We start from the raw sequence: 13885 nt of genomic DNA on the forward strand, positions 1-13885 counted from the left end.
CTCCCTTCTATCTGCCTCTTCGCTTTACATAGATCCATTATAGCAAAGTGGAATGGATGGAATAAAGCAAAGAAGGAAAATATGGGAAAATAGTTGGAACCTGATATTACAACACCGTGAGTCTATTGATGGTCAACAAAGCCGATTCTTCGATCTCCAGCCCGCTGAATAGCATGCCCTCCGTCATCAACTGCTCCCCTGTACGTACACTTGACTCCTCTTGACTATCGCCGGATAGGTACGTCAATTGATAGGCAGCAGCCGCATCAAGTCCCTGCATGCGAATGGAGCGAGTCGCTTCTGCGCCTGGCAGACGGAATACGAACAGCAAATGCTCCTCGCCGCCTTGCTGGCTGTATTGAAAAGCGGACCAGCAATCGCCGAGGCCGCCTCTCACCGGCTGTCCGGTCAACCGATACAAATCAGCCGAGCGGACAAAAGGCTTCACCGTCCGTTGATACACGCCGATGTGAAACGCAAGCCGTTCGCGCATCCACTCCGGCATCTGCGGAAGCTTCTGCGAGATGCCGAAGCCGCGAAGCATGGCAATTCGGGTGTAGTAGTCGAATTGGTAGGGCTTTAAGTCCGGTGAATTGGGATGGAATTGCTGTTTCTCGTAGTTCCATAGAAACTCGGAATAACTCCAATGCAAGCAGACCTCCGCCGCAAGCATCGTGGTCGCTCCCCAGAAAACTTGCAGGCTGTGCTCCGGCCAGTCCGGATCGCTTAGAAAGGTAGTATGCGTATGGCTCAGCATCCCAAGATCGATGCGAAGTCCGCCGGAAGAGCAGTTTTCCAAAATCACTTCCGGTTGTTTCGCGCGAACGCGGTCGAGCATGCGATAGTACCCTTTGTAATGCTCGAACAGTCCATCTCCGGCACCGTGTCCGTGGTCGGTGCAGCTGCAGCCCGCCTGCGGATCCAAGTTAAAGTCCAGTTTGATCCACTGGCAGTTGTAACCGGCAATTAGCTCATCTAATGTACGGAAAGCCCACTCCTGCACTTCCGGATTTCCAAAGCAGAGATAACCGAGCTGCTCCCCATCCCTGCGTGCAGGGAAAGAAGGATGGCGCTGCGACAGATTAGCGGCTTTGCCCAACGCTTCAATCTCGCACCATAGTCCAAACTTCATGCCGAGGCTGTGTACGTAATCCGACAGCGCACGAATGCCGCTCGGAAAACGTGTCGTATTCACCATTTCCCAATCGCCGCGATGCTCGAACCATTCTGAAGCCGCTTCGGAAGGACCGAACCAACCGGCATCAAGCGTACAAATTTCAATGCCGAGCTTCGCCGCTTCCGCCGCATTGACACGGAATACATCCTCGTTAATCGTCTTGTCCTCGTAGCTCCACCAATGATTCCATTCTGCCGGCAGCGAACGGGAGAACGCATTGCTTACATACCAGTGCTTGCGTCCCACGCGAGCAAATGGGATGGAGGTGCTGTTAAGCTCACCGCCGCTTCCCGCTGCGATGGCCACATGAATGCCCTCCATGGTTTCCCCAGGTTGCAGCACTTTGGCGAATTCCCAATCGTTTAATCCGCCGCTCACTTCGAAGTGGCTGCAGCCTTCATCGCTTACGATTCCCGCTCCCTCATCGCTAACCCCGATTTGTTCACAGCGCAATATCCAGTTGCCTGACCACATTGGCGATACCGTTAACAGATCGCCCCCGCTTCCGATGAGACTCATCCAAGGATGCATGTCCTTCGACGAACGTCCTTGCCTCGTTTGCAAAATAACATCCTCATTAGCCAGCTCCATGCGAACCGGCTCAAATTCGGCTCCCCACTCGCTTTTATAATGCATAAGCGTCCACGAATCCTCGGGAAGCGCCAGCCGGAAGGAATCCACTCGTCCAATCGTCACGGAATCTGCTCCGACATTAAGGACCGACACCCAACGTTCTACCAGGGTGGTTTCCTCGTAAGCGATGACATGACTCTCTATATGTACATCAAACGAATCGCTGTAACGATAGACGGAGACGTTATGCAGCGCTCCCTCTGCAGCGGCTCTCTTATCTACGCCTACTAATTGGAGACCTTCCGTCTGCTTATCTATTCTCAGCCCGTTCACGTAAACCGCAAAATCCGTCCCGTTAATGACATGCTCTATTCGATTCAATTCTCCACACGCTCCTATTCGAGTCTGCAGGCAAAAGGCTGCGCCTTAAAGTAGAAATTCTACTTTAAGGCACAGCCTCCTCTTCCCTACTTCTTCGAAATAATTTCGTTCACTTGCTCATCCATTTTCTTCAGCGCTTCGTCGACCGTGATTTTGTTTGCAAAAATTTGATCGACCAGCGGAGCGATCGCTTTATCCTGCGCTTCACGCCATCTGAGGTGATAGATGTCGCCGATGTTGCCGTATTTCATCCAGTCGAAGCGAGCCGTCTGGTAGCCTTCCGGCGCCCATGCCGGTGTTTCCACCTTCGCGAGAGCTGTTTTGTTGATCGGAATCCACGATTGCTGTTTCGCCAGCGTTTCTTGGTTCTCGGTCATCGTCCATTTGATGAATTCCCATGCTTGATCCGGGTGCTTCGACTTCTCAGTCATGGCATAGCCGCCCATCCAGTAAGGAACGACGCGTTTGTCATCCCACTTCGGCATTGGCGCCATATCCCAGTGCAGGTCCTTCTTCTCTTTGAGATTGCCCAGATCCCAGTCACCGCCAACATACATGGCGATTTTGCCTGTCAAGAAGTCGCCTCCAAGCGCGCTCGATTGTGCCGCATCCGGAGCAACATGATGCTTGTAGATCAGATCCTGCAAGTATTGCAGCGCATTCTTCGTTTCCGGCGTATTAAACGACAGCTTCTCCGGATCGTGAATGTTCGGTGCCAGTGCCCCGCCTTGCTCTTGGCTAAGCGCCATCCAGCCCCACCATGCGCCGAGGGACATGCTTGTGCCGAACTGCACCGTTTTGTCGCCTTCTTTGATTGTCAGCTTCTGAGCCGCTGCGAGGTAATCGTCCCAGTTCCAGTTCTCGTTCGGGTACGCGACGTTCGCTTTGTCGAACAGGTCTTTGTTATAGTACATGACGAGCGTTTGATAGTTTTCCGGCGCAACATACATGTTGCTGCCATCGAATTTAAACGGCTCGAGCAGCTTCTCGTCGTAGTCGGCCATGTTCAGATCGCGGTCGAAGTAAGGCTGAAGATTTTTCATAAGTCCTTTTTTGTACCACGCATAGGCGGGCACATCCCAGTAGAACAAGTCTACAGGCGAGTTCGAAGCCAGGGACAGCTCGATTTTCTTGAACGTTTCGTCCCATGGCAGGAGCGTCATTTTCACTTGAATGTTCGGGTGCGTATCGTTAAAGCGTTTCACTTTATCTTTCTCTTCTTCGTCTAAAGCGGGGCCGTTCGACCAACGGATGAAATTCAGTTCTACCTTCTCATCCTTGCTGCCCGTGTTGCCGTTGTCATTCCCGCCGCAGCCATACAAGACCGTCGACAGTGCCATGACGAGCGTCATAACTAAAGCCAGCTTACGTTTGCGAAACATACAGATCCCTCTTTTCTCTGTTTTACGTTATGGTTGTCAACCTTTAACGCCGGTAAATACCATGCCTTTGACGAAAATCTTCTGGCATAGGAAGTACAGAATGACGCATGGAGCGATCGCGTAGAGCGATGCGGCCATCAGGAGATGAAGGTCCGGCGCGCTTCTGGCAGAACCTTGGAAGTAGGACAGTCCGAGCGCCAATGTACGCTTATTCTCATCCGTCAAATAAATGAGCGGTCCCATAAAATCATTCCAAGTACCCATGAACGTGAACACGCCAACCGTAACCAGCACCGGCTTGCTGAGCGGAACCATGATTCGCGCCCATATGCCATAGGTGTTGCAACCGTCTATTCGCGCCGAATCCTCGAGCTCGAACGGGATGCCCATGAAGAACTGGCGCATCATGAAGATGAAGAAGGCGCTTCCAAACCAAGCCGGAATGATGAGCGGCAGGAAGGTGTCTACCCAGCCAAGCTTGTTGAAGAACAGATAAATCGGCACCATCGTGACAGCGCTCGGCAGCATCATTGTGGCCAGCAGCACGAGGAAGATGAAATTGCGTCCGGGCGCATTCAGCCTTGAGAAGCCATAGGCGGCGAAGGAGCAAGAGAGCAGCGTTCCAATCATAACGAATACGACAATAATGACCGAGTTCTGTGTATATAATCCAAACGGAAAAGTCGTAAAAGCTTCCACGTAGTTATGCCATTGCATCGGCTGCGGGATCCACTGCGGCGGGAAGATGTAGACATCCGCTTTGAGCTTCAATGAAGTAGACAGCATCCACGCAAAAGGAATCAGAATGACAATCGAGCCGAGGCAGAGCAGCAGATAGCTGAACAGCTTGGACACAAGCTCGGACTGACTGCGAGTCAGCTTTCTACGGACAGGCGCATCGTTTGGTGTGATCGTGTTCATTATTTTCCCGACCTCCTGTTCCCTTCGTAGAAGACCCACATCGGCGATGATTTGAAGATGATTAATGTGAACGCCAGAATGATAAGGAAGAGCACCCAAGCCAGCGCAGACGCATAACCCATTTGCAGATAGTCAAAAGCATTGCGGTATAAGTACAGCACGCTGAACAGCGTCGCGTTGTTCGGCCCGCCTGCCGTCATGATGAAGCCTTCCGTAAATACTTGGAGCGCCCCGATAATGCCGGTAATCAGATTGAAGAAAATGACCGGCGACAGCATAGGGATCGTAATATGCCGGAATTGCTTGCGTTTGTTCGCTCCGTCAATCTCGGCTGCCTCGTACAGATCCGTTGGAATGCCTTGCAGTCCGGCCAGGTAGACCAGCATGCTTCCGCCAACGCCCCATAGTCCCATGATTATGATCGGCGGCAGTGCCCATTGCTCGTCGATAAACCATTTCGGCCCCTCGAAACCGATTAAACTGATCGCCCAGTTGATTAACCCGAAATCCGGATTGAATATCCACTTCCACAGCAGCGCAACCGCGACACCCGACATAACCGCTGGCAAGTAGAAGATCGTTCGGAAGAAAAAGATCCCCTTAATGTTCTTGTTGAGCAGCAGTGCCAGTGCCAGGGAGACGACCAGCCCGAGCGGCACACTTACGACGGAGTAGATCAGCGTTACCTTAAGCGATTGCCAGAACAGAGAGTCTTGGAACAATTCGATATAATTGTCCAGCCCTACCCATTTAGGCTTACTCAGAATATCGTAGTCCGTAAAACTGAAATAGGCAGATGCCGCGATTGGCCCCAGCATGAAGAATAACAGGCCGAGTATCGCGGGACTCATAAATACATACCCATCCAGCGCTTCGCGCCTGGACCGGGTCCACCATTTCTTCTTTGTGTTCATACTCGTCGTTCACCTCCAAGTTTGTTGGATTTAAACTGATTCTTTATGTTCCGAAACGTTTCGGATACCCTTCTGAAAAAGAGCGCTGCTGCTCTCCTCATTTCGCTCGCTACCACTAGCTTCTAAGGTATCGCTCTCGTGCTCTCTCGGATAATTAATTCATTTTGCAACACTATTTTGCGATCAATTTGGCGGTTCTCCATCATATCGATGACGAGCTGTGCAGCCTGATAACCCATCTCGTATTTATCTTGGCGGATCGTCGTCAGCTTCGGCGAGCAATAGGCGGCTACCGGGATGTCGTCATAACCGACGATGGACAGCGTTTGCGGAACTTGTCGCTTCAGCTTCTCCATTGCACGAAGCGCGCCGAGTACCATCAGGTCACTTGCCGAGAACACCGCCGTGACATCCGGATGGTTGAGCAGGATGCGATACATCGCCTCGCAGCCGCCGTCTTCGGAGAAGTTGCCGTCGAAGACGAGGTCCGGATCGTATGGGATGCCGGCTTTCTCCAATGCCAGCTTGTAGCCCTGCAGCCTTCTGATGCTGACTGCCGCTTCATTATGCCCGTTGATCATCGCGATCTTACGGTGCCCAAGCTCCAGTAGATGATTGACCGCTAGTGTTGCCCCGTACACGTTATCTGTCGTGACATGGCCTGCATTCTTGCTTTCGACCGGAATGTCGATGAGCACACAAGGGAAATCGGCTTTGCGCACAATCTCCTCCAGATACGGATCATTCACCCTTAGACCGAACACGATCGCGCCGTCAACCCCTCGCTCCTTGCACAGATCCGAATAGGATTTCTTCAGCTGTTTCTTGGAGCTTGTGCTGAACAGCAAAATATCATAATCGAGCATCGTCGAGCGGTCATTGATGCCGCACAAGATTTCGTACGCGAGCGCATCCTTGACGCCTTCCCGGTTAATATCCGAGATGATGACGCCGATCGTTCTTGATTTCTTCATCACCAGACTTCTGGCAGCAGCGCTGGGCCGATAGTTCAATTTCTCGGCGGCCTGCTTAATTTTCTTGCGAGTCTCTTCATTGACGTCGCTGTATCCGTTAAGCGCTCTTGATACAGTCGTAACCGACAATCCCGTTGCTTTAGCCAGGTCTTTAATGGTGGTCACAACCTGCACATCCTCTATCGAAACGTTTCGGATTGATTATGGACTCAGTATAGGTCAAAATGACAGCGTTTGCAATAGCTAATTTAGTGGACAACTACTAGGGATCGACAGGCCGATTGTCCGCTAGTTTACCCGCTGATGTGTGGATCTGGGGGCTGCTCTTTTGTTATGAACGGTAACCAGTTCCTCTCTTGCTGCTACTTCACCGGTTTCCCACCATTGAGCGGTAACCAGTTCCTCTCTTAGTGCTGCTTTGCCAATTTCCCACTATTTGAGTATACAAAAGAGCCATCTCAAAAGTTGCCCTGCACACTTTTGAGATAGCTCTTGAAAGATAATCTACACCTGCCGCCAGTCCAAAATGACGCCTAAGCATGGACTCTTCGGAGCGGTAATTAGCTCCCATGCTTCGGCGGCATCGGTGGCAGGAAACCGATGGGTGATGAGCTGCTCCGTCGTCAGCCAACCTTCTCCAATGGCCGCAATTGTAGCTGCCATTCGTTCTGCCGACCAGCCTGAAGGGGTATGAAGCGTGATCTCCTGCTCGCGCAGCTTCTGGATATCGATCAGGCCCGCTTCGCCTAAGTAGCCTGCCGAAACAAGGTGGCTGTCATGTTTCATTAGCGGCTGCAGCTTGCGGAACGTTTCGAGGCTGCCCACTGTGTCGATCACAATGGCGAGCTGCTTATTCTCACTCTCGAGCACTTGAACGGGATCGCTGTTATGGCCATTGAGCGGAATGGCATAACCGCCTGCAAGAGCAAGCTTCAACCGCTCCTCCCGATGCCCGAGCAGATACACCTGCGCGCCGCGATGAGCCAGTGTTTGTGCTGCCCATTGGCCAACGAGCCCGTCGCCGATAACAACCGCGATGTCGCCTGCTGTGACCGGCGGCCGCATACCGCAGTTATAGCCGACTTGCGTCAGCACCGTACCGGAGTAAGCTAGCGGCTCCGGCCCATCCTCCGATAACTTCCACACTTGGGAGCCATCTGTAACGGACGGATTAATATGCCCGCCAAAATCAAAGTACATGCCGTCAACTTTGCTGACGGAAGCGAATACGCGGTCACCGGCTTTTACATGTGTAACCTCTGCACCAGCCGAGATGACTCGCCCTACCTTTTGATAACCTGGTACATGCGGGAAAGGCCAAGGCCCCCCTTCCGTGTACGGAACCTCTCCTGAAATACGCTCCCCACGGAAGAAGGACGATTCGGTCCCGATGCTGATCCAGGAATATTCGAGCTCAATGACAACATCACGGTCAGTCGGTTCAGGCACTTCTACGGTTCGAACGCTTACCACTTCTTTTGTTTCGAATACGACTGCCAATGCTTTCATATTAGAAATCCTCCTGTACATTGAAGCAAATCTTGATCGCTTTCTGCGCCTTTAGAAGCTCTACACCGCGCTTGTACTCCTTAAAAGAGAGCTCCTCGGTTTGCAAACATTCCGTGTTGAAGGCCGGATTGCTTAGTGCGTCCAGCAGCAGATGGCGGTCCCGCTTCGTAACGGGATGATAACGATAGGATTCCAATCGTGTCCCCTTGTACCAATACGATTCCGGGTAGGTGATATTGCCCTTAAGCACGCCGAAGATAATGACATGCTCGTCGGTACGGTCAAGCACGTTCTGCACGGATGCCGAATAGCCTACGCAATCATAACCCAGATCGAATCTTCGGTCTCCGAGATCATCCGCATGTACCGCCTCGCCTTGCAGGGATAGCCCTTTTATATATTCAACGCGCTCTCTGTTCACATCGATCGCTGTCACTTTTGCTCCCCATAGCGATGCAAGCTGCATCGCCAGAATGCCCGCAGGGCCGAGGCCAGCTACCAACAGCGTCTTGCCTTGCAATTCATCGAACTGATCTAGCCCGTACATCACGCATTTAAGCAGCTCCGACGAAACGGCGCGCTTATCCGAAATGTGGTCCGGCAGCTTCAACAGATCGTTCTCCCGATAAGCCATGAACTGTGCGTACGCACCAAAACCTGGCGAAACATGCTCCAGAGCCACTACGCGATCGCCGGGAGCGAAGCCTTGTACGCTTGAGCCGACCGCCTCCACTACACCTACCGCTTCATGACCGGGGAAACCCGGGGGCAGTGGATAATCCGGCTGACGATTCTGGATGAACATATCCTTACCGCCCATCATGTGCAGATCCCAGCGGGGGCAGGTCGCTACGAGATGGATGCGGACGAGCACTTGATCATCCTTGATTTCGGGTACAGGCACTTCAATCGATTCATACTGGTGCACACCTGTAATTTGGATCGCTTTCATGTGCGTTCATCTCCTTATGGCCGAGCCGTTTTTTTGGCTGGTCCTGTTACTACTTAGAATAAGCGCTTACAAGCATGTTGTCTTTGCACTCTATAGTGATGGTGAACGCAATGCGATGCATTTCACCCGTTTACGGGCATTGTGGCGCATGATATGATTTGCACATCATTGACATGTTGAAAGCGGGGGCATCAGATGAGGATTCGAAAACATGGCTTGGCTGAGGTTGAAGGCGGTGTCGGCAGCCGCGCCGGAGGCGTTCATCCGTATGGGGAGCTGCTCTGCATTACGGAGGGCGAGGCTGATCTGGAATGGTCGGGCATGACGTACCATGCGAACGGAACTGCTTTGTTTGTCATTTTGCCGAATACGCCTCATCAGCTTGTTCAACGGTCTCATCGACTTTGCTATTGGTTCGTCGAATTTCATGAAGAGGATGCCGCTGCGCTGCCGAGTGTGGATCTGATTTATCGCTGGAACAGCATGCAATCGGACATTAGTTGGAGCAGCGCGCCTTATCCGGCGCTGCGCGCTGCTTTTGAGGCAGTCCGCATGCTGATGATGGCGGAAACCTCGTTTGCCCCTGCTATTTTTCAAGAAGCGCTCCTCTCGGATTTACATAAGCTGCTAGTATTTATCCCGAATATCACGGCATTGACGCCGCAGGCTCCCAGCTACTCCTCGGGAGAGATGCTCGTCACGGAGGTGCTGCGTTTCTTGGAATCGGTCTTCCCACAATCGATTTCGCTGCAGACGATCGCCGATTACACCCACTACAATCCTTCCTATCTCGTGCGCCTGTTCCGGCAGCATACCGGAAAGACACCGTTCAGCTACTTAAACGAGTTGCGACTTGCTGCTGCTTCCCAGTATCTGCTGCATTCCGATATGACCGTGCAGCATGTCTCTCAAGCATGCGGCTTTCAGAGCATTCACTATTTCAGCCGCACCTTCAAAAAACAATTCGGCATGTCGCCCAGCGAATGGCGAAAGCCGTCGCGGACTTGAATTCGGTAGAAATATAATAGACAGAGAGTCGGTTAATCCGATTCTCTGCCCAGATGAGCTGCTTGTCTATTAAGCATGTATGGCGATTGTTTGCTGCTTCGCTGCTCGACCAATGTAGATCCCCAGGTGTGCTACTTTCTCCATTTCCCCCACATTGCCGCCAATGTAGATCCCTAGATGTGCTACTTTCTAACAATTCCCCACATCCGCCAATGTAGCTCCCCAGATGAGCTACTTGTCTATCAAGCATCTTTTGCGGTTGTATGCTGCTCCGAGTTTGACCCTGTGAGATCCCCGACTCGGCAACCTATGAGCGGTAACCAGTACCTCTCATCCGCTCAAAGCATCCATTGTACGCTCATGAGCGGTATCCAATACCAACATTTTCGCTACACGCCTGGGTGAGCTGGCACGCTGCCTCCGGTGCCATGCCCGCACCTCAACAGCCTCTCCGAAAAAGAGCAGCGACGAAACGCAGAAAGCACCTGACCTCTTGGTCAGGTGCTTTCTGCTGCTCTAATTCGCTATTAGTAAGGCTTGATGACTTCAGCGCCGATCTTCTGCTTGCGAACCAGCTGCTTCGCGCGATCGGAGAATTGATCGTACGTCTCTTGCGGGATTTGAAGGCCGCCTTGGTAAGGAGCCGTTGATGTAGACGAGTAGATCAACGCAATGTTCGGTCTTGGCTTATCGGAGCGATTCGGCGTGCCGCGGTGCCACATGCGGTCGTCACGAATCATGATGGAGCCGGCAGGCATATGGGCTTTGAAAGAAAGCATATGCGGAGCAAGCTCGGGCTTGTTCACCACTTTGCAGCTGTACCAGCTGTCCGGATGCAGGTGCGTACCGCCTGGCCATACTTCCATCGGACCGTTCTCGTCATTGACGTCTACGAGCGGGTAGTTCACGACCAGGTTCGTAATGGGCACGTTCACGCCAAAACGGCTTCCGAATCGAGCGCCCATGTCGGCGTGGACGTCTTGCGACTTGGTGCCTTTAGGCATCGACGTGTTTGATGCAAAATAAGTAAGCTCGCAATCGGAGCCTAGAATTTGATCCACAATATCCATGACAAACGGATGCGCAATGAGCGATTCATCGCAGAACGGCTGCTCAAACGGCAAATACATGCCGATGTGATTCGTGCCATCATGGAAGCCTTCTTCGAGGCTGAATTCGTTCTTCGCCATGAAGCCTTCGAGAAAATCGCCGATTCTGTTGTTCAATTGATCGATTTGCGTCCGTGGCAGCACTTCTTCAATCAACACATAACCATTTACTTGAATTAACTGCACAGCCAGCTCAATTGTCGCGGGCAACAATTTACCGGATGCTAATTCTTCTGCACTAACTCTCACTTTATCCCATCCAATCTGTTTAGCTTTGGTAAGAACGCGCTTGCTAAGCTATAAAATAACAAATTCATTCCTACTTGGAAAGCATTAATTGGTGAAACGGCGTTCACCAAACTGCAGATGAGACATGGAGTTGCAGCTCCCCTAAGATGCCGCTATTCTTTAAACCAAGCGAATCTCATCTACTTCTATCGTGCCATCCTTCACTTCAACAAATACTTCACCGCCCCGGATTCCGGCAATTCCGTACCCGGAAGCCGTGCACAAGAAGCTGCTGTAGTCCCCCGATACCTTCGGTGAAACGTAGAGCGCGCGCTCCACCGCATCGTACCGAATACCGCTCCAGCCTTGGATGATGCCATAGGATGCCATTGCCCTGGCATACCAATGCCCGCATTCGTATTCATCGAACGGATTTCTTATGCTGCCGTCATAACGATCGCGGCACACGCGTACGATATCGAGCCCCTCCTCCACGCAGCCAATCGACATTAAATGCGAGGCGACTTGGTATTCGATGCCGGTCCAAACTTCGTTGCTGTATACGAACGGGAGCGACAGCTGACCGCCTCTTGGCCACGTACAAAGAAGAAGTCCGCCGTCTTGGCCGAGTGCAAAGCCGGAACGCTGCGGGTTGGCATGCTCGGATAAGTCGCGTTTGAGATTGTATCTATAGATGCTTAGCAGGTGGGACTTGACCTTATCGCGATCCAAGATATCTCCCAGCCCGCACATTTCCGCGATCCACGCTCCGATGACCCCATCTGACAAGCAGCCTTTTCCATATTGATATTTCGGTCCTTCCTGCTGCAGCAGCTCCTGGGCCTCCTTGGAGTAGTTAACATTCCAGGCTTCAGGTCCTTCCAATGTCTCCGCCGCCTTGTAGCTATCATTCCCTTGGGGAACTAATTTGGCCGGATCCGGCGCGCGGAGCCCTTCCCAAATAATCTTCTGCTCAAAGTATTCGCCATTGAACAGCTCTTGCTCCAAATATTCCCTTCCTTTACGGTATAGCTCTTCGTATCCGTTTGAAATGTCTCCCAACGCTTCGCCCATGAGCGAAGCCGCTTTAAGCGCGCCAATGTAAATGGAAGAGCACATGCCATCCGGTCCCCAGAATTCGATGTCGTACGTATTGTGATGCGGCTCGATTAAAACCCCGATACCGTCAGGATCCCAAAGTTCTTTGCAATACGTCAGGCTTTGCTTGATTTGCGGCCAATACTTCCGGAGCCACTCGGTGTCCCCGCTGATTCTCCATTCACGGTATGCCTTCATGATGCCGCCCAGCTGGCCGTCCGAAGCCGCGTGGTACTTGTGGCTTGCCGGCTGAATGGGCAGCGGAACCCGGAAGTTCTGATGCCCCCGTTCATCCTGCCCTTCCGTAAACTCCGTAACCCGCAAGCTGCGCTCCAAATCCGGAAACAGATGCGGCACCGCTTGCGCATAGTTCCACACATGCGTGCAAGAACCGCTGCAGCTGCCCTCTTTAAGCTGCTGCCCTTCCCAGCCCCACATCCGTCCGTCCGTCTGGCGCAGGACGGTAGGCGATTTGAGAATCGTCAAGTTAGCGGTTATTGCATCCTTGGCTTCCGCTGGCAGCGAAGTGCCGTAGAATGTGTCGCTAAACTTCAGACTTCGTTCGCGAAGCGAATCGTAATGGCGGAACCAGTACTCGGAAACTTCCGAAATGGTCGCGAATTTGCCGGCGTACCAAGGCTTATGGTATTCGCCGGCCCAATCCGGATGTTTAGCGGCTTCTACGCCTTCAATCAGCTTTGTCTCCGGCACATGCCAGGACAGCATGATTCGAATGACCTCGCGATCATGAGGAGCAAGCGTAAGCGGAACGAACAGACTTCCTCCCGGACTTGGTTTCCCTTCCGTTACTTCAGGTTTCTCCGCGCTTCGGCCTTCCTTTATCGCGTTCCAAACCATCGTTAACGAATCGAACCATCCGCCGCGGAACCAAGCGCAGTCGACTTTGGCGTTCGGGTGGTCCGTAAAGGCGCTGAACGATCCTTCTTCCCACGGCTTCCCTTCCGCCGGCGATTGCTCCAGCACAAAACCTTTGCCTGACTTCGCGCTGTAAACCCGTTGTTTCGTTGACTTATTAAACGCCATGAAGTTGGCCGCATGAAGGGAATACACGAGCTCGACAGGGCGATCGGTTGTGTTGATTAGCGTTATTTCGAGCGCCGCTGCCGGCAAACTCGAATCGTCTGCATCTAAGGGAATAAACGGGCTCCAACCCGTAATCGACGCCTCGACGGGAAGCCGATTATCATTCAGTTCTACCGTACCGAACGGAAACCTTGCGTGAAACGAGCTGCTCTCAAAGCGCGGCAAGCCGAAGTGCTTAGCGAACAGCCCGCTGCCGGGATTCATCGATTCCGCTTTATTGGCGTAGATCTTCCAAGAAGGAACCGGGCCTTCCATGACTCTCGCAATATGGCCCTGCTCCCCTTTCACGCACAAGCCCGAAAAGATGATAGGTTCATGCGTAATATCGGGTGCATGACGCAAGGAGAAATGGGACATCGCTCCCGTCCCCTCCAGACAGAACATTCCCGCTCCGATTCCGCCAAGCGGATAAGCGATATGCGAATTGCGAGTCCCCGAATACGATTGACTGTAAGTTTGCTGGCTCACACTGTTTCCCCCTTAAAAGAGTCTTCATCCATCATAAGCGCTCTCTTATCCTATGAATACGAGTTTAATGAAACCGAATACAAATCT

Annotated in this window: 10 protein-coding genes; 1 reads left to right on the forward strand and 9 read right to left on the reverse strand. The window is 52.3% G+C overall.

The window, feature by feature from the left end; genetic code table 11:
• Window positions 1–106: 106 nt before the first annotated feature.
• The 7 genes from I8J30_RS06875 to I8J30_RS06905 all read right to left on the reverse strand — a co-directional run bounded on the left by I8J30_RS06875 (window position 107) and on the right by I8J30_RS06905 (window position 8783).
• The gene (locus tag I8J30_RS06875; protein ID WP_210656628.1) at window positions 107–2131 is read right to left on the reverse strand and encodes an alpha-galactosidase; all 2025 of its coding nucleotides are present in this window, start codon (window positions 2129–2131) and stop codon (window positions 107–109) included.
• An 86-nt stretch (window positions 2132–2217) separates the two neighbouring features.
• The gene (locus I8J30_RS06880; RefSeq protein ID WP_210656631.1) at window positions 2218–3513 is read right to left on the reverse strand and encodes an ABC transporter substrate-binding protein; all 1296 of its coding nucleotides are present in this window, start codon (window positions 3511–3513) and stop codon (window positions 2218–2220) included.
• 36 nt (window positions 3514–3549) lie between these two features.
• Entirely contained in the window at window positions 3550–4434 is an 885-nt protein-coding gene (locus tag I8J30_RS06885) for a carbohydrate ABC transporter permease (protein ID WP_210656633.1), read from the reverse strand.
• Window positions 4434–5348, reverse strand: a complete 915-nt coding sequence (locus I8J30_RS06890; protein WP_210656635.1) for a carbohydrate ABC transporter permease — start codon at window positions 5346–5348, stop codon at window positions 4434–4436. Before I8J30_RS06890 ends, I8J30_RS06885 begins: the two co-directional genes overlap by 1 nt.
• A gap of 122 nt (window positions 5349–5470) precedes the next feature.
• Entirely contained in the window at window positions 5471–6487 is a 1017-nt protein-coding gene (locus I8J30_RS06895) for a LacI family DNA-binding transcriptional regulator (protein ID WP_210656637.1), read from the reverse strand.
• A 339-nt stretch (window positions 6488–6826) separates the two neighbouring features.
• Entirely contained in the window at window positions 6827–7831 is a 1005-nt protein-coding gene (locus tag I8J30_RS06900) for a zinc-binding dehydrogenase (RefSeq protein ID WP_210656639.1), read from the reverse strand.
• 1 nt (window position 7832) lies between these two features.
• Window positions 7833–8783, reverse strand: coding sequence for a zinc-dependent alcohol dehydrogenase (locus I8J30_RS06905; RefSeq protein ID WP_210656640.1), 951 nt, complete (start codon window positions 8781–8783; stop codon window positions 7833–7835).
• Window positions 8784–8978: 195 nt separating this feature from the next.
• Here I8J30_RS06905 and I8J30_RS06910 point away from each other — a divergent pair, with 195 nt between their 5' ends.
• Complete coding sequence (locus I8J30_RS06910; protein WP_210656642.1) at window positions 8979–9791, forward strand: helix-turn-helix transcriptional regulator; 813 nt, start codon at window positions 8979–8981, stop codon at window positions 9789–9791.
• A 527-nt stretch (window positions 9792–10318) separates the two neighbouring features.
• On the opposite strand, the gene I8J30_RS06915 is transcribed toward I8J30_RS06910, so the two are convergent.
• A complete protein-coding gene (locus I8J30_RS06915; RefSeq protein WP_210656644.1) occupies window positions 10319–11149 on the reverse strand; it encodes a phytanoyl-CoA dioxygenase family protein in 831 nt (276 codons plus the stop codon).
• Between the two features lie 159 nt (window positions 11150–11308).
• Window positions 11309–13798 carry a GH116 family glycosyl hydrolase gene (locus tag I8J30_RS33915; RefSeq protein ID WP_210656647.1) on the reverse strand — a complete coding sequence of 830 codons (2490 nt, stop codon included), beginning with the start codon at window positions 13796–13798 and terminating at the stop codon, window positions 11309–11311.
• Window positions 13799–13885: the final 87 nt, after the last annotated feature.

This window comes from Paenibacillus lignilyticus (genome assembly GCF_017942085.1).
In the GTDB taxonomy this organism is placed as follows: domain Bacteria; phylum Bacillota; class Bacilli; order Paenibacillales; family Paenibacillaceae; genus Paenibacillus_Z; species Paenibacillus_Z lignilyticus.

What these genes read in the sequence shown, in the direction of transcription:
- I8J30_RS06880 (WP_210656631.1), bottom strand. Translation starts at nt 3,513, where the DNA reads ATGTTTCGCAAACGTAAGCTGGCTTTAGTTATGACGCTCGTCATGGCA.
- I8J30_RS06885 (WP_210656633.1), bottom strand. Translation starts at nt 4,434, where the DNA reads ATGAACACGATCACACCAAACGATGCGCCTGTCCGTAGAAAGCTGACT.
- I8J30_RS06890 (WP_210656635.1), bottom strand. Translation starts at nt 5,348, where the DNA reads ATGAACACAAAGAAGAAATGGTGGACCCGGTCCAGGCGCGAAGCGCTG.
- I8J30_RS06900 (WP_210656639.1), bottom strand. Translation starts at nt 7,831, where the DNA reads ATGAAAGCATTGGCAGTCGTATTCGAAACAAAAGAAGTGGTAAGCGTT.
- I8J30_RS06905 (WP_210656640.1), bottom strand. Translation starts at nt 8,783, where the DNA reads ATGAAAGCGATCCAAATTACAGGTGTGCACCAGTATGAATCGATTGAA.
- I8J30_RS06910 (WP_210656642.1), top strand. Translation starts at nt 8,979, where the DNA reads ATGAGGATTCGAAAACATGGCTTGGCTGAGGTTGAAGGCGGTGTCGGC.